The sequence below is a fragment of the Leeuwenhoekiella palythoae genome (assembly GCF_900130045.1).
Taxonomy (GTDB): Bacteria; Bacteroidota; Bacteroidia; order Flavobacteriales; family Flavobacteriaceae; genus Leeuwenhoekiella; species Leeuwenhoekiella palythoae.
On the sequence record NZ_FQXT01000002.1, the window covers coordinates 207,398 to 222,825 of the forward strand.

Annotated in this window: 17 protein-coding genes; 1 reads left to right on the plus strand and 16 read right to left on the minus strand. The window is 39.0% G+C overall.

Annotation, left to right across the window (positions count from 1 at the left end):
* Nucleotide 1 precedes the first annotated feature (1 nt).
* The 16 genes from BUA96_RS04435 to porW form a co-directional block, all read right to left on the minus strand.
* The gene (locus BUA96_RS04435) at nucleotides 2-1,348 is read right to left on the minus strand and encodes a tetratricopeptide repeat protein (protein WP_072980847.1); all 1,347 of its coding nucleotides are present in this window, start codon (nucleotides 1,346-1,348) and stop codon (nucleotides 2-4) included.
* Nucleotides 1,349-1,357: 9 nt separating this feature from the next.
* On the minus strand, nucleotides 1,358-2,368 hold the full coding sequence (locus BUA96_RS04440) for a sugar phosphate nucleotidyltransferase (RefSeq protein WP_072980849.1): 1,011 nt from the start codon (nucleotides 2,366-2,368) through the stop codon (nucleotides 1,358-1,360).
* A 93-nt stretch (nucleotides 2,369-2,461) separates the two neighbouring features.
* A complete protein-coding gene (gene dut / locus BUA96_RS04445) occupies nucleotides 2,462-2,896 on the minus strand; it encodes a dUTP diphosphatase (RefSeq protein WP_072980851.1) in 435 nt (144 codons plus the stop codon).
* 32 nt (nucleotides 2,897-2,928) lie between these two features.
* Nucleotides 2,929-4,365: a lipopolysaccharide biosynthesis protein gene (locus BUA96_RS04450; protein WP_072981759.1), complete on the minus strand. Its 1,437-nt coding sequence runs from the start codon at nucleotides 4,363-4,365 to the stop codon at nucleotides 2,929-2,931.
* A gap of 72 nt (nucleotides 4,366-4,437) precedes the next feature.
* Nucleotides 4,438-4,860: a hypothetical protein gene (locus BUA96_RS04455; protein WP_072980853.1), complete on the minus strand. Its 423-nt coding sequence runs from the start codon at nucleotides 4,858-4,860 to the stop codon at nucleotides 4,438-4,440.
* A gap of 177 nt (nucleotides 4,861-5,037) precedes the next feature.
* A complete protein-coding gene (atpG, locus tag BUA96_RS04460; RefSeq protein ID WP_072980855.1) occupies nucleotides 5,038-5,913 on the minus strand; it encodes an ATP synthase F1 subunit gamma in 876 nt (291 codons plus the stop codon).
* A gap of 29 nt (nucleotides 5,914-5,942) precedes the next feature.
* Entirely contained in the window at nucleotides 5,943-6,287 is a 345-nt protein-coding gene (locus BUA96_RS04465) for a four helix bundle protein (protein WP_072980857.1), read from the minus strand.
* 26 nt (nucleotides 6,288-6,313) lie between these two features.
* Nucleotides 6,314-7,894, minus strand: coding sequence for a F0F1 ATP synthase subunit alpha (gene atpA, locus BUA96_RS04470; protein WP_072980859.1), 1,581 nt, complete (start codon nucleotides 7,892-7,894; stop codon nucleotides 6,314-6,316).
* Nucleotides 7,895-7,944: 50 nt separating this feature from the next.
* Nucleotides 7,945-8,484 carry an ATP synthase F1 subunit delta gene (gene atpH, locus BUA96_RS04475; RefSeq protein WP_009781966.1) on the minus strand — a complete coding sequence of 180 codons (540 nt, stop codon included), beginning with the start codon at nucleotides 8,482-8,484 and terminating at the stop codon, nucleotides 7,945-7,947.
* Between the two features lie 15 nt (nucleotides 8,485-8,499).
* The gene (locus tag BUA96_RS04480; protein ID WP_009781967.1) at nucleotides 8,500-9,000 is read right to left on the minus strand and encodes a F0F1 ATP synthase subunit B; all 501 of its coding nucleotides are present in this window, start codon (nucleotides 8,998-9,000) and stop codon (nucleotides 8,500-8,502) included.
* 76 nt (nucleotides 9,001-9,076) lie between these two features.
* Nucleotides 9,077-9,265 (minus strand): ATP synthase F0 subunit C, encoded by a 189-nt coding sequence (gene atpE, locus BUA96_RS04485; RefSeq protein WP_004569351.1) that lies wholly within the window; start codon nucleotides 9,263-9,265, stop codon nucleotides 9,077-9,079.
* 17 nt (nucleotides 9,266-9,282) lie between these two features.
* On the minus strand, nucleotides 9,283-10,470 hold the full coding sequence (atpB, locus tag BUA96_RS04490) for a F0F1 ATP synthase subunit A (protein WP_072980861.1): 1,188 nt from the start codon (nucleotides 10,468-10,470) through the stop codon (nucleotides 9,283-9,285).
* Nucleotides 10,471-10,560: 90 nt separating this feature from the next.
* Nucleotides 10,561-10,959: a DUF6168 family protein gene (locus BUA96_RS04495; protein ID WP_072980863.1), complete on the minus strand. Its 399-nt coding sequence runs from the start codon at nucleotides 10,957-10,959 to the stop codon at nucleotides 10,561-10,563.
* On the minus strand, nucleotides 10,956-11,171 hold the full coding sequence (locus BUA96_RS04500; protein ID WP_072980865.1) for an AtpZ/AtpI family protein: 216 nt from the start codon (nucleotides 11,169-11,171) through the stop codon (nucleotides 10,956-10,958). The genes BUA96_RS04495 and BUA96_RS04500 overlap by 4 nt, the downstream gene beginning before the upstream one ends.
* A complete protein-coding gene (locus BUA96_RS04505) occupies nucleotides 11,140-11,544 on the minus strand; it encodes a bactofilin family protein (RefSeq protein ID WP_072980866.1) in 405 nt (134 codons plus the stop codon). Before BUA96_RS04505 ends, BUA96_RS04500 begins: the two co-directional genes overlap by 32 nt.
* Nucleotides 11,544-14,105 carry a type IX secretion system periplasmic lipoprotein PorW/SprE gene (porW, locus tag BUA96_RS04510; protein WP_072980868.1) on the minus strand — a complete coding sequence of 854 codons (2,562 nt, stop codon included), beginning with the start codon at nucleotides 14,103-14,105 and terminating at the stop codon, nucleotides 11,544-11,546. The genes BUA96_RS04505 and porW overlap by 1 nt, the downstream gene beginning before the upstream one ends.
* Before the next feature lie 129 nt (nucleotides 14,106-14,234).
* Between porW and BUA96_RS04515 the strand changes: the two genes are divergently transcribed.
* On the plus strand, nucleotides 14,235-15,428 hold the full coding sequence (locus BUA96_RS04515; RefSeq protein WP_072980870.1) for a hypothetical protein: 1,194 nt from the start codon (nucleotides 14,235-14,237) through the stop codon (nucleotides 15,426-15,428).

A 15,428-nucleotide genomic window follows, 5' to 3' on the forward strand; every position in this document is an offset into this window, starting at 1 on the left:
ACTATTGTGTCAAATTTGTTAATCGCTTGCGATACACTGCGGCCTTTTCGGCATTTCCCAGCGTTTCGTAAGCGCGCGCAAGTTCGCTATAAAAATCGGCTTGCATTTGAGGATTTTCAATTACATAATCAATCCCCATCTCTAAATAATCTACCGCGTTCTGCGCTTTTCCTAAAGCGTTTTGCGCTACCCCATAAACTAAATAAAATACCGCCTGCGCCGGATATAATGCCAGCGCTTCTTCACTTAACGCAGCAGCATTCTCAAACTGCTGTGCCTGTAATTGCAAGAGTACCAAATTACGCAGCACATTTACATCGTCAGGATTTTTTTTATAAGCAGCCTCATAATAAGACAACGCCTTTGTTTTATCATTATTCTTTAGATAATAAGCTCCTAATTCTTCATTAACATCAGTCGCCTCTTCCTCAGAAAATAAAGCGATCGCTTGTTCTAATTCTGGTTCAAACTCTGGATTGCGATCTACAAAGATTAAAAAATCATTAAGGACGCTATGTTTTGCTTTGGCTTCAACTTTTGAACTTTTCATCACACGTTCTAAAGATTGAAAAGCGCGCGCTACATCATTCTGTTCTAAATGAAATTTGTACAGCGCCAAATGCACTTCATCTGCCTTTGGATTTACTTTAAGTAACTTTTGTGCAGTAGCATAAGCCTGTTGTGTTTTACCTTGTTCACTATAGATATAAATAAGATTCAGGTAATTTTTTTCGTTTTGCGGATTTTGAGCAATCGCGTCTAGAAGCATTTTTTCTTTATAATCACCTCCGCTCAATGCCATAGCCTGTTTTCTGATCTGATTGCGATAAGCATCTTTACCCAACGCTTCATCCAGCTCATCTAAAACGTCTAAGGCTTCTTTAAAGGCTCCCTTACGCACATAAATACGCGCTAGATCTTCTTTATACTTAATGTCAAACTTAGCCAGGTCTTGAACGAGATCTATCGCTTTATCAAAATCCTGACGCGCATAGTACACTTCGTATAAAGCCTCCATTATATCCCGCTGATTGGCTTTAAGCTGAAGTGCTTTCAGGTAATTGTTTTCGGCTTCTTGAGTGTTGCCCAAAGCCGCCTCATTTTTACCTTTTTCAAAATATAAAATGGACTCTTGCGGCCGTAATGCGATGCATTTATCTAATGCTGCGATCGCGCGATCATAGTTCTCGATTCCTTTTTGCTTCAGCGCTTCAAAAAAAGATTCTTGAAAAGCGTCTGTAACATCTTCCAACTGATCTACATTCACGTCTTGCAAAGGTGTAGGCTCTTGGGCTTCCGCCAAAGGCGAAAACAAAAGCAACATTCCTAAAAACGCGAATCTTTTCATTCTGATCTTTTAAACCAACTCAGAATAGTCTCCTATGCTGATTGCCGTAAAGTTACCATCGAATTTAGCATAATTACCAATCATAGCATTTTTTAACTGCGCATTAGTAACCTGACTATAATTCTGAATCAAACTTTCTTCAATGGTGCTATTTTCAATAACCGTGCCTTCACCTATAGAGACATTTGGGCCAATGGTAGCATCCTTTATCACTGCATTTTCACCAATATAACACGGCGGAATCACCGATGCATTCTCTAGTTGAGCTGAAGAAGCAACTAGGTGCGCACCTTCTTTGTGCAAAAACTGAAGCATTCTTCCGTTGGTCTCTACAGTTACATTTTTATTGCCACAGTCCATCCACTCATCGATTTTACCGGGTTTAAAAGTGTAGCCTTTCGCCTGCATTTGCTTGATCCCGTCGTTGATCTGATACTCGCCACCGTGCATCAATTTAGCATCTAAAACCGCCTGCAATTCGCTCTTGAGCACAGCTCCATCTTTAAAATAGTAAATGCCTATAACCGCAAGATCTGAAACGAAATCTTTGGGTTTTTCTACCAGACCTTCGATCTCATTGTTTTCATTTAGCGAAACTACGCCATAGGCTTCTGGATTTTTAACCTGTTTTACCCAGATCACACTGTCTGCTTCTTTATCTAACGTAAAATCTGCTCTGAAGAGTGTGTCTGCATAAGCAATTACACAAGGGCCGCTCAAAGATTGTTGCGCGCACATAATGGCGTGCCCGGTTCCTAAGGGTTTATCTTGATAATAAATGCTTCCTTTTGCGCCTAAATTTTGTGCGATTTGTTTGAGGTTATCTTCGGTTTCTTTACCAAAATCCTCTGCGATCACGTACGCTACTTCTTCGATTTTCTCATCCAGAACGCTTGCGATATCTTCCACCAAACGCTGCACAATAGGTTTGCCCGCAATAGGGATTAAGGGTTTTGGAATGGTTAAGGTATGCGGCCGTAGTCGTGATCCACGACCTGCCATAGGGACTATGATTTTCATACGTTTAAATTTCTGGTTGTTCTCTGCAAAAAGAACCGTTATTAGAATTTAAAAGGCGTGTTTTGGGTGAATGCCTCTTAAATCATTAGCTCATTATTTGGTTCCGGTACTTCCAAAACCTCCAGCGCCGCGAGCTGTTTCACTTAAAACTTCAACTTCATTCCAATCAGCACGCTCGTGTTTTGCGATGACTAGTTGGGCAATGCGTTCGCCATTTTCGATCGTAAAATCTTCGTTAGATAGGTTGACTAAAATCACGCCGATTTCCCCACGATAATCTGCATCAATCGTTCCCGGAGCGTTAAGCACAGTAATACCTTTTTTTGCTGCCAGACCACTTCTGGGGCGCACCTGGGCTTCAATTCCCACAGGGAGTTCAATGAACAAACCTGTTTTGATGATCGCGCGTTCTAAAGGTTTTAAGGTCACCGGTGCATCAAGTGCTGCGCGCAGATCCATTCCTGCAGAAGCTTCGGTCTCGTAATGCGGTAATGCGTGATTAGATGTATTGATAATGTTTATTTGCATAATGTGCTTTTAAGTTCCACGCTGTGGAATTTCTATTTTTTATTTCGCCCTAAAATGGCATTTAATTCCTTATGTTCCAGCAAGAGTGTTAATCCCATAAAAGCCAGAAAAATTACACCATTCACGCCATAATTTGATCTGAAAAAATAAAAGGAGACCAAAGCTCCGCTGGTAGCCAGAAGAAGATACATACTTATTCTGCTTACGTTGTAGGGGATCTGATAATATTTTTGGCCGTAAAAGTACGAAATCAGCATCATCGTACCATAAGCTACCACCGTCGTATATGCCGAAGCCATAAAACCAATGAGCGGTATAAAATACCAATTGAGCGCAATGGTAAGTGCTGCGCCTAGAATTGAGAAATACATTCCATACCTGGTTTTATCGGTAAGCTTATACCACACTGATAAGTTGTGATAGATTCCTAAAAATAAATTGGCTAATAAAATATAAGGAACTATCTCAATGGCTTTAAAATAGCTTGAGTCACTAATGAGAAGTGCTTTAAAAAAGTCGATAAAGCACACGATAAAAAGTAATCCGGCAGCACCCACAACCACAAAATATTTTAGAATGGTGGCATAGGTAGTTGGAGCATTTTTGTTTTTAGCATGACTGAAGAAAAAAGGTTCAGCTCCCAAGCGAAATGCCTGTATAAAAATGGTCATAAAAACCGCCAACTTATAACATCCTGAATAGGCGCCCATAATATCCTTATCGAGCATATTCCCAATTAGAAGCTTGTCTAAATTCTCATTTACTACAAAAGCCAAACCCGCAACAAGCACCGGCCAACCATATTGCCACAACTGACCGAATAACTGCTTATCAAATACAAGTTTGATCCTAAAAAAATCAGGCGCGATCAAGAGAAACGTCACCGCGCTCGCAGCTAAATTGGCCGCAAAAATATACGTGAGTAAAGCAGTTGGATCGTACCAACTAAACTGCATATTAAATTCTGGAATTGCCCAAAGGAAAAAGATATTGAGCACAACATAGATCGCAAGGTTGGTAAGTTTTATTCCTGTAAAGCGCAACGCTTTACCTTTTGCTCGCAAATACGCAAAAGGAGCTACTACAAGCGCATCTAAAATGGTGACACCTAACAAGTATCCAAAATATTCTACAGGAAGCTCTAGAGCCTCGCAAATGGGTACACGCAATGCATAAAGTAGGGTGAACGCAATTAAAGAGGTTACAGTAAGTGCGATCAGCACCGTGCTGTACACCTTATTTTCATCTTCGGCTTTAGAAAAAAAACGGAAGAAGGCCGTTTCCATACCGTAAGCCAACAAGACATTTAAAAATGCCGCCCCCACATAAAAGGCTGTATTATCCGCATAGCCCGAAGTTTCCAAACTATCGGTGTGCAGACTGATCAGAAACAGGTTCATCAATCTGGGGAGAATAGTGGCCAGCCCATAAACCGCCGTATCTTTTACAAAACCTTTAAGTACGCTCAAAGAAGTTCGATTTTTTCCATTCAAAATTAACTATTCGGAAGCAATCCAAAACCGAGACTGCAACGCTTTCTCCTATTTAACCTCCAGAACGGTATAAAAGGTCTTATCTCCTACTTTGTATTCTAATAAGGCTTCATTTGCTTTTATTTTAAAGGGAACTTCAACCGGAATTTGAGGTAGAGGATTTTTTGCCTCATCTTCACGATTTACTGACAATACGCGGTCTTTACTATTCGCGGGCACTGTCGAGAAGGTTGCGTAATACAAGTTGGTATCTTCCCATAGTACTTTAGATTTTTTCTGCTGAAAATATAAAGATTCAAAGCTTACCTCTTGCGGAATATTTTTGGCTACAAAACGAATGTTTTCGAGGCCCTTAACCCCAGATTTACGAGTCGTTTTTTCAATCTCAAAAGGCGGGTTCTTAACGAGTTGGTTGCTTCCTCCACAAGAGAATAAGGTAAATAAGAACAAAGCTGATAACATTTTTTTCATAAGTGCTTAGATTGGGTTTACAAAGCTAACGTATGGATTGTTTAGGTCGTATACAACAGATAAACTATCTCTGTCTATCGCAATAGCTATCAGAACTGGATATTAAGCGCTGCGATTGTACCAACAAAAAAGCCTTGCAGCAATTGCAAGGCTTTAAGATATGAAATAAAATAATTTCTAGTTGTTTAATGCTTCTGCACCACCTACGATCTCAAGAATTTCGTTAGTAATTGCAGCCTGACGCGCTTTGTTATACGTTAGTTTAAGCTGATCTCTCAACTCGGTCGCATTATCTGTTGCTTTATGCATCGCCGTCATACGTGCACCGTGCTCACTTGCTACAGAATCTCTGATTCCTTTGAAGAATTGTGTTTTTAAAGCTTTAGGTATAAGCTGTTTTACAATCTCTTCTTTTGATGGTTCAAAGATATAATCTGTAGTGTTTGCCGGAGCTACCTCTTCAAATTGCTCTTTTAAAGGAACAATAGGTAAAAACTGCTCACGGGTAACAATTTGTGTAGCAGCATTTTTGAAGGAATTGTAAAGCAATTCAACTTTATCATAAGTTCCTTCGGTAAATAAATTCATTGCACGCTCAGCAATTGCTTCAACATTCTCAAACGTTAAATCATCAAAGATCTCACTGTCATTAAAAATCACGGTATGTGATTTTTTCAGAATGTCATTTGCTTTTTTACCAATGGTTAAGAAGTGAACTTCTTTACCGGCGTAAACAGTATCTGCAATGTTCTTAGCTTCTTTTACGATGTTTGAGTTGAAAGCACCTGCTAGACCTCTATTTGAAGAGATCGCAATTACAAGCACTTTTTCAACAGGACGCTCTTCAGCAAAACGGCTTCCGCTGTCTCCTTCCATCGAAGCGCTAAGATTTTGAAGCAACTCGGTTAATTTATCAGAATAAGGGCGCATTGCTGTAATAGCATCTTGAGCCTTCTTCAACTTAGCAGCAGACACCATTTTCATAGCGCTTGTGATCTGCATCGTTGAAGATACTGATGAAATTCGGTTACGTATTTCCTTTAAATTTGCCATTTATTTAATTCAAAATGTTGAATTGAGAATTATGAGTTTTTGATTATACTAACCAACAACCTAATTAATTCCTCACAGTTTTCCGAAAGAGCTTTAGATACTTCAGCTATTTCAGTATGTTCAATAATTTGCAACCAATATTGAGTTTCTTCTGCTTCTTTTAAAGCTATACTCAATTTATTCTTAAAATCTTTGGTACTTACTGCGCGTTGCGATTCACGCACATTAGCACCAATACTTGTTCCAGATTTTAAAAGTTGTGATCCTATCTCATAAAAACCTTGGGCTTTTAATTGTTGTGTGTAAACAACTATTTCACACGCAAAATGAAAGGATTTATCAACTATCGCATTATTTCTAGGAACATAAGCCATCTAAATTCTACATTCAGAATTTAGAATTACTTCTTATATCGAGCGGCAAGGTCATTTGCTACAGTAGTCAAGGTGTCGATCACCTCATCTGTAAGCTTACCTGCTTTCAACGTATCTAAAGTAGCTCTGTGCTTTGCATTTAAAAGTTCAAGATAGTCTGTTTCAAACTCTTTTACTTTATCGATAGGCACATTGCGCAATAGGTTCTTAGAACCTGCGTAGATAATTGCGATTTGATCTTCTACAGTATAAGGCGTGTTTTCCGCTTGCTTTAAGATCTCAACGTTTCGTTTACCTTTTTCAATAACGCTTAACGTAGCGGCATCAAGGTCTGAACCAAATTTAGCAAATGCTTCTAGTTCACGGAAAGCTGCTTGGTCTAACTTAAGCGTACCAGATACTTTCTTCATCGACTTGATTTGAGCAGAACCACCCACACGTGACACTGAAATACCTACGTTAATCGCCGGACGTACACCTGAGTTGAATAAGTCACCATCAAGGAAGATCTGACCATCAGTAATCGAGATTACGTTTGTTGGGATATATGCTGAAACGTCCCCTGCTTGAGTTTCGATAATTGGAAGCGCTGTTAATGAACCACCACCTTTAACGATAGGCTTCAAGCTATCAGGAAGATCATTCATGTTCTTTGCGATATCATCATCAGCAATCACTTTTGCAGCACGCTCTAATAAACGAGAGTGTAGGAAGAAAACGTCTCCAGGATACGCCTCACGACCCGGTGGACGACGTAATAAAAGTGAAACCTCACGATAGGCAACCGCTTGCTTAGATAAATCATCATAGATGATTAAAGCAGGACGACCTGTATCTCTGAAATACTCTCCAATTGCAGCACCTGCGAATGGAGCATAAACCTGCATAGGAGCAGGATCTGATGCATTTGCAGCTACAATTGTAGTATAAGCCATTGCACCTTTTTCTTCAAGTACACTAGCGATACCAGCTACAGTAGAAGCCTTTTGACCTACAGCAACGTAGATACAATAAACAGGCTCTCCAGCATCATAAAATTCTTTTTGATTCAAAATGGTATCAATACAAACAGTAGTCTTACCTGTCTGACGGTCACCAATTACAAGCTCACGCTGACCACGACCTACAGGAATCATCGCATCGATAGATTTGATACCTGTTTGTAAAGGCTCATTTACCGGCTGACGATAAATAACACCAGGCGCCTTACGCTCAAGTGGCATCTCATAAGTTTCACCTTCAATTGCTCCTTTACCATCGATAGGTTGTCCTAGGGTGTTAACAACACGTCCTACAATACCTTCACCTACGTTGATCGAAGCGATACGTTGTGTACGTTTTACTGTAGCACCTTCTTTAACTTCTTTAGAAGGACCTAAAAGTACAACCCCAACGTTATCTTCTTCTAAGTTCAATACAATACCTTCAAGACCTCCGTCAAATTCAACGAGCTCTCCGTATTGTGCGTTAGAAAGACCATAAACACGGGCAATACCATCACCCACGGTGAGTACTGTTCCTACCTCATCTAATGAAGCTGATGCTTCAAAGCCTGAAAGTTGTTTCTTTAAAATCGTTGAAACTTCAGCTGGTTTTACTTCTGCCATTTTGTTTGATATCTAAGTAAGCTTTGATACAACTCAAAGCTAAGTTGTAATTATAAACGTTTACTAAATTCTTTTTGTACGCTCACAAGTTGATTTGCAACACTTGCGTCGTACTGTACATCTCCTACACGAAGAATGAACCCTCCTATTAAACTTGGGTCAATATGCTGTTCTAAAGTAACCTCACTGCTATTGGTAAGCTCTTTTACTTTAGCTAAAATTTTTGCTTCTAAACTAGCGTCTAACTCCACAGCTGTTGTTACCTGAGCAACAACAATTCCTTTAGACTCATTATATAAACTCACATAGCTTTGAGCTACCTGACCTAAAAGAGCGCTACGCTTTTTATCAACCAAAAGATCGATAAGGCTTAGTGTGCTTGGGTCATAATCCGCAAAAACAGCCTTTAACGAAGCTCTTTTATCTTCGGGCTTTATAACAGGACTTTTAAGCACACTGCGCAATTCTTTACTTGCGTTTAGTGTAGCATCAATAGATTTCATATTACCAAAAACAACTTCTTCAGTACCTTTTTCTTTGGCCTGATCTAAAATTGCCTTTGCGTAACGTATTGCTGCTCTTGATGACATGAACTGCTTGTTTTATTAATTAAGGGTAGCGTCTTGCAGCATTTTATCTACATACTGCTGCTGTTTCTCTTTATCTGAAAGCTCTTGCTTAACCACTTTCTCTGCAATTTCAAGAGAAAGTTCTGCAACTTGACCTTTTAACTCAGCCACTGCCGCACGCTTTTCTGCTGCGATAGCCTCTTGTGCTTGAGTGATAATTTTATCGGCTTGCGCTTTTGCATCACCTTCAGCTTCTGCGATCATTTTTGTTCTGATCTCACGAGCTTCTTTCAGCATAGCATCACGCTCTGCACGTGCTTCCTGCAATGCTTTTTCGTTGTCTGCCTGAAGATTTTTCATCTCCAAACGCGCTTTTTCTGCTGCTTCTAATGCACCTTGAATTCCTTGCTCACGCTCATCTAAAGAACTTAAGATAGGTTTCCAAGCAAATTTCTTCATCAATAAGATGAGGATAATTAATATAACAGCTTGCATTACAAACAAGCCCGGCGAAAAATCATTTAATAACTGATCCATCTTTGAATTTAATGTTTTAAATAAAACAACTCCTGTAACCAACCGTTACAGGAATTGCTTAGTTGTTTAAGCTTGATTATTTACCTAAGATCAACGCACCGAAAGCAAGACCTTCTAAAAGTGCACCAATGATAATCATCGCAGTTTGAATCTTACCAGCCGCTTCAGGTTGACGCGCGATACCTTCCATCGCTTTACCACCGATTTGACCTAGTCCGATACCACCACCGATAACGATTAATCCAGCTCCAATTAAATTGTACATAACAATTGATTTAAAAATTAAACAAAACTTTCTCTTACATCCTCTACGTCATCCACTTCATGCCCCTCTTCATCGTGCTCGTGGTGATGGTCATGTTCTGCAACCGCCATACCAATAAACAACGCAGAGAGCATTGTAAAGATAAATGCCTGTAAGAATGCTACTAATATTTCAATAACCGAGATGAACAAGGTAAGAACCAGAGATAATCCTGTAGAACCTACTGCGCCAAACTGGGCTTTTAAAGTAATCATTAATGCGATCAACCCCATTACCACAACGTGACCTGCGGTGATGTTTGCAAACAAACGAATTAGAAGGGAAAAAGGCTTAGTCAACATACCTAAAACTTCGATAGGTATTAATATGATTTTCATAATTACCGGTACATCCGGCATCCAGAAAATGTGTTTCCAGTAATCTTTATTACCGCTAAACTGAACGATAAAGAATGTGAATAATGCAAGACAAACAGTAACTGCAATTTGCCCCGTGATGTTGAAACCGAAAGGTGTCATACCCAAAAGGTTTGAAACCCAGATGAAGAAAAATACAGTAAGCAAGAAACTCATATATTTACGATACTTATGCTCTCCAATATTAGGACGTGCGATCTCGTCACGTACATAGATCACTAGCGGTTCTAATGCACGGCCAAAACCGGTTGGGATATTTTTCTTTTTGTATTGTTTTCCTAAAGAACCAAACCAGAATAATAACAGTAATCCTACAAGTAAGATTCCAAATACACTCTTGGTGATGGATAAGTCAAAAGGTTTGTGAGCATTTACCGGATGATGATCTTCTCCCATCACGATCTCCTCTGCACCATCTTCTAATTCGTAAATTTTATCGTGAAGATTTACAAAACGGCTTCCTCCTTTTTCAACAACAACTCCACCGTCAATATCGTGATGAAATTCTGAAGACATAAATGCAACAGGACCGTTACTCGCCCATAAAATTACGGGTAATGAGAAACCAAAACTGTGACGCTCTCCATCGCTCCCTTGATACGAGAACAAGTGAAAGTCATGAGAATCTTTTAAGTGATGATTGGTGTAATCTGTGATTTCCTGCTGGGTATTTACAGGGCCTTCGTCATTAGCTTCCGCGACACTATGCTCTTGCGCATTTAACAGCGTTCCGCACAATAGAAAACTGATAACAGCTAGAAAATGAATGGGTAAAGAAGTTATCTTCATTATTATTTTTTAAAAAATCAGGCTTGCTAAAATTTGGTGCAAAACTAATCAATTTATTCACAATTGCACCTTTTTTATCAAGAAATAGACTTAAGATTCTTTTTTTAAGATTTTAACAATTACCAACACCTCATAAATCAAGAATATAAATATGGGTATCAACATACTAAGACGCTCCATTCGCGTGAAAACAGTTTCAGAAAAGAGCAAATTCTTAAAAACTAAAGCCCACAAAAAGAGTTTACCAAAAATGGTAAACAAAAACATATATCCTACCTTATCGTGAAGCTCCGGAAGCAGTGCCGGAAGGGTAATAAATGTGAGACAAATGATCAAGCTGCTGACACCACCAAACAAATAAAAATTGAGCAGATTGTAAGGAAGTTCTACATCAAGAAGATGGAGTATACCTAAATGCAGGCCATAAAAAACTACAGCCAGGCCGATGATCGTTCCTGCTGTGGTAAGAAGAGGTTTTGTAAGATTCATGAATTTAGATCTTTGACGGCTTTAATAATCACGTACATCGACAAAAATACGGCGAGTAACGTAACCGCAGGTTCTAAAAATGTAGTATTAAATTTTCCATCGAGCCAAGAGCCCAAAAGATTCCCCAAATAAATGGTGACCCCCATTTGGATGGCAACGGTAGAAAATTTTGCCCAGCTTTTAAGCGGACTTTCCGGTTTCTTTTCTGACATCTTTAGACAGGTTTTTTACACCGCTTCCCATAACACAACTCGCATTGAAGTCGGCACCGGGTTCTATCGCAAGTTTTTCGGTAGCGACTTCTCCTTTGATGACCGCCGAAGCTCTCAGGTTTAATAAACCACTAATAGCTACTGTGCCATCTACTTTACCTTCAATATCTGCTTCCTTACACTCGAGCGTACCGATTAAAACTCCAGATTTACCAATAACCACCTTGCCGGTGCTTTCAATTTTTCCTTCTAACTTTCCATCAATTCTAAAATCACCTTCAGACTTGATTTCTCCGGTAATCGAAGTTCCATCACTTATTCTGTTTTGTTTATTGCCTGTTTCAGGAGCTTTTACAGATCTGTCTTTTCTCATTATTGTGAATCTAAATTTTTATATGCTTCCAAGTTTTTATGCAGTTGTATAATTCTATAATTGGCAGAACTTATCACAACAGGTTCTTGATCTTCTTCAATCACAACGAGCTTAGCCTCTTTCAGTCGCTCACCAAAATATAAAGCCTCGACTTTTGATTTAAATCCGTGAAGGGCCAAAAACTGCGTTGCCTCATCATAAACGTCTCTTGATACGCTCAATTGTGTAAAATTATTTTGCTTTAAATAGTTGCTGATCGAATCTTGCTTTTGTAACAACGTATTCTTTTCGCTGGTTTTAAAAGTATACAGCAAATTGTATTTTTTAGCCTCAGCATCAGCAACAAACGTATTGTTTTTGAGCTGTGGTAAAGCTTTTTCTAATAACTCTTTAGCCTTCTTCCCTTCTTCTTGGTTGGGATAATTCAGCGCCACATAATTTAGGGCTTGCTCATAAGCATCATAACCTTTTGAGCGGCCAATTGCGGTTGCTTTTAGCAATTCAAACTTCGGAACAAAAGCATCTCCCGCATACTCGTCTATGTAGCGATTAGCTTGCGTAATGACCCGAGCATATTCTTGATTCTCAAAATCCCGATATAGGTTGTTATAAAGCACTTCAGGACTATTCTGATCTTGCTCTAAGGCCTTATCAGGATTGTTGATGATACTCGCATATCTGGTGTCCCCGTAATTCTGAAGAATATCAAATTTATATTTATCGCTGTTGAAGGTATCGCCGCTCGCTTCATAAAGCTGATACAAATTATATTTTGCCGGAAGCACTAAACGTTCTTCAGGATTGGCTGCCAGCAATGCTTCTAAACGCTGAATGGCCAACTGCGGTTCTTTTAATTTTTCTTTATAGATCAAGCCTAGCTGATAGTAAGCAAAATTGCGTGCTGTACTGATGCTATCGATGATAGGTTGTTCCGAAGGAATTTTACTGATGTAATTGTCTGCATTGTAAATCCCGTTATCCACTTCTTCAAGGAGATCTTTCTCACCTGCAATCTCATTAGAAGCGAGTGCACTGCCTACACTGCTTGAAACACGCCAGTTATCAGCATTTTCACGAGAGCCCCAACGCTGTTTAAAATCAAGTTTTCCTTGTGCCACCTGCACCGGATTGTAGAAATAAAACCCACTGCTTCCGCCTGGTGGATTGGGTCCGGAGTTTGGATTATTTGCGACAAAAAATTCGTTGTTCGCAATAGCTGCTTCGGCGTTTGCTTCAGCGATAGAGTCTTTTGCTTTTTGTTCTTTAAGCGCTGTGATATACGATTCAAAATATGCCTGCCGATCTGCATCGTTCATATAAACCAAATTGAGAATACTGTCGTTGCGCGTGGCGATTCCTTCATATAAAATCACATCGCTAAGATTCTCGCGCTTTTTACTGATGTTGCGGTATTCTCGAGTATTTTCCGGAATAAAAGCTAACGTACTGTCGTAATAAGCGCCCGCGATCAAATATTCTGAATTGTTGAAATTGAGATCCCCCAGACTTAAATAATCGCGCGAAGTCAGGTATTTATCTTCCCCTTGCGAGGCAATAGATTTATTATAGTAGGCTACCGCCGAATCTTCGCGACCTACATTGCGGTAGAATTCTGCAAACTGATACTGAATGATGTCTAGATACGGCCTGTTTTCTCGATTTTCCTCTAAATCTGTAAGTAGCTTAAAAAGGCGTTCTTGATCTCCCGTCTCATAATCAAAATTCCTAATCTTGTTAATGTATGCATTGATCATATAGCGGCGCGGAGAACGACGGTTGAGATCAATAACCTTGTCATAATTTGCATTGGCCAACTGGTTCTGCCCGATGTTGTCATAAAGCTGACCCTTGATAAAATAATACCGGCCTTTTTCTTCGTTTTTACGGGTGAGGTAGGCTGCTTTTTCAATATAAACCAAGGCGCTATCCAGACGGTTTTCAAAAATATATCCTTGTGCCAGCATCGCAGAAGCATCGGCAAAATCCTGGCGATCAAGGGCGTCTTCTTCCTCCAGAAGTTTATGCAGGCTCGCTATCGCCAGTTTGGTATTGTCCAAACGAATTTGAGTTTTCGCCTTCCATATCTTGGCTTGGGCAATGTTATCACTTGCCGGATAATAGGATAAAATGTAGTTGAAGGCCTCTAACGCACGTAAAAAACGCAAATCATAATATCGCGCTTTTCCGAGCAGCATAAATGCTTCATCAATCTGCGGATTGCGCTCAGTCCCGTTAATTTCCATACTGTGTTTTTGTATGGCTTTTACGGCTTTTTCTTCGGCAATTTTAAAACTAGGGTCAATCGCTTCTCCCGGTAAGGGCACAAAATCTGGAGAATCTAAACGTTCGATGGGTAAGATGGCCCAAAAATTATCTTGATAGCCCTCAATAAGTGCATCACGCCCTTGCTCAAAGGCCTGGCGTCCATTAAAAAGGGTATTGTATTCTGCGGTGATCGCATGAAAATTGCGCGATAAAAATTTGTCCTTCTTACGGGAGCAGCCCACAAGAACAGTCAAAAGCACCAGAATAGCGAGTAATTTTTGTACCTGAGTTTGCAAATCGATTTAGATTATATAGCAATAACTGCAAAGTAGCAAAATTAGTATGAAGGGGTTAAAAAGACGTTAAAATAATTTTTCGTAGAATGTGAAGCACTCATTTCATATTTTTAGAATAACGGCTGTGCTATGAAAAAAATAATTCTACTTATATCGCTCTTTTCTTTAGTTGGCAGCAATTTATTATTTGCCGCTCATAGGCAAGGTGATAGCAAAAATCCTTTAATTAATCTAATAAGCACTCTCGAACATAATTATTTTGATATCACCGAAAACCTATTAAATGAAGAGCTTGAAGCAAATTTTGAACTTAGCAGATTAAAATTTCTCCTAAATGATTTTCATCAAGTAACAGAAGTTATTCTTCAATCAATTTCTACAGCTGATCAAACAAGGGTCCTGAAAGAGAATAGCTCATTTAATCAAATCAGACAATTAACGCTACTCAACCTTAAAGAAATTGAAAGTAAGCTTATTCAGCTTGAGGCCCGTTCAACAAGCTATAACCTGATTAATCTCTTAAAATTAGTTGAACTTGCTAATACTTATTGTGAGGAAATAGTTCGTTATCGAGAACATATTAACAACCCTTATTTTGCTAAAGCGAGCCTGATAAAAAAGGTGAGAAAGTCTAAAATGCTTGAAGAGCGTTTAGGTGCAGATGGAATTACAAATAATCAATGGCAAAAAATTATGACTTCTGGAGTGGGAAGCCAAGCCCCAGATTTAATTAGACAAATTAACAGACAAAATCAAGATTTACTAATTCAATTTAGAAAGGAAGAAAAAGCTATTGTAAAAACTGGTACTTTAGAAGAAGTAGTTACCAATACTAATGTGGTTGATGGTTTAATTTACACCTACAGCGACTTTCCTCCAGACAAGCTATCCTATATTTATAGTTCTGATAGCTTTCTAATTCAAGGTTTAATCAGTTGGTTAGTATATATTAATTCTGGAACCAAGGTTTTACTTTCAGAGCTTTTTCATTCCCGCTTAGATGAACAAAGGCTGCTCAAAGAGCTCAATTTAAAATCTGCGACCACCAATACAATTCATAGGTCTATTAAAAATGAAAATCAAGATGAAATATGGTTAGAGTTAAATTCTTCGATTCTAAAAAATAAGTATTTCTCAGAAATAAGAATCGACCGTGTCTCAATCGAAAAAGAGAATATTATATTTTATTCTCAGGAGAACGCTATCCTTAGTTTGAACAATAGGTCTGGTGACCTATTAGAACAAATTAAAGCCCAAATCAATAATCAAAGACAGCTTGAATATCAAATGAATTCATTTAACATCCAACTGAGTACTTATTAA

Excerpts from the sequence above, each read along its gene's own strand:
- atpG (WP_072980855.1), bottom strand. The coding sequence starts at position 5,913 with ATGGCAAATTTAAAGGAAATACGTAACCGAATTTCATCAGTATCTTCA.
- atpE (WP_004569351.1), bottom strand. The coding sequence starts at position 9,265 with ATGTACAATTTAATTGGAGCTGGATTAATCGTTATCGGTGGTGGTATC.
- BUA96_RS04465 (WP_072980857.1), bottom strand. The coding sequence starts at position 6,287 with ATGGCTTATGTTCCTAGAAATAATGCGATAGTTGATAAATCCTTTCAT.
- atpH (WP_009781966.1), bottom strand. The coding sequence starts at position 8,484 with ATGTCATCAAGAGCAGCAATACGTTACGCAAAGGCAATTTTAGATCAG.
- BUA96_RS04505 (WP_072980866.1), bottom strand. The coding sequence starts at position 11,544 with ATGAGAAAAGACAGATCTGTAAAAGCTCCTGAAACAGGCAATAAACAA.
- dut (WP_072980851.1), bottom strand. The coding sequence starts at position 2,896 with ATGCAAATAAACATTATCAATACATCTAATCACGCATTACCGCATTAC.
- BUA96_RS04440 (WP_072980849.1), bottom strand. The coding sequence starts at position 2,368 with ATGAAAATCATAGTCCCTATGGCAGGTCGTGGATCACGACTACGGCCG.
- atpA (WP_072980859.1), bottom strand. The coding sequence starts at position 7,894 with ATGGCAGAAGTAAAACCAGCTGAAGTTTCAACGATTTTAAAGAAACAA.
- atpB (WP_072980861.1), bottom strand. The coding sequence starts at position 10,470 with ATGAAGATAACTTCTTTACCCATTCATTTTCTAGCTGTTATCAGTTTT.
- BUA96_RS04435 (WP_072980847.1), bottom strand. The coding sequence starts at position 1,348 with ATGAAAAGATTCGCGTTTTTAGGAATGTTGCTTTTGTTTTCGCCTTTG.
- BUA96_RS04480 (WP_009781967.1), bottom strand. The coding sequence starts at position 9,000 with ATGGATCAGTTATTAAATGATTTTTCGCCGGGCTTGTTTGTAATGCAA.
- BUA96_RS04515 (WP_072980870.1), top strand. The coding sequence starts at position 14,235 with ATGAAAAAAATAATTCTACTTATATCGCTCTTTTCTTTAGTTGGCAGC.
- BUA96_RS04500 (WP_072980865.1), bottom strand. The coding sequence starts at position 11,171 with ATGTCAGAAAAGAAACCGGAAAGTCCGCTTAAAAGCTGGGCAAAATTT.
- BUA96_RS04455 (WP_072980853.1), bottom strand. The coding sequence starts at position 4,860 with ATGAAAAAAATGTTATCAGCTTTGTTCTTATTTACCTTATTCTCTTGT.
- BUA96_RS04495 (WP_072980863.1), bottom strand. The coding sequence starts at position 10,959 with ATGAATCTTACAAAACCTCTTCTTACCACAGCAGGAACGATCATCGGC.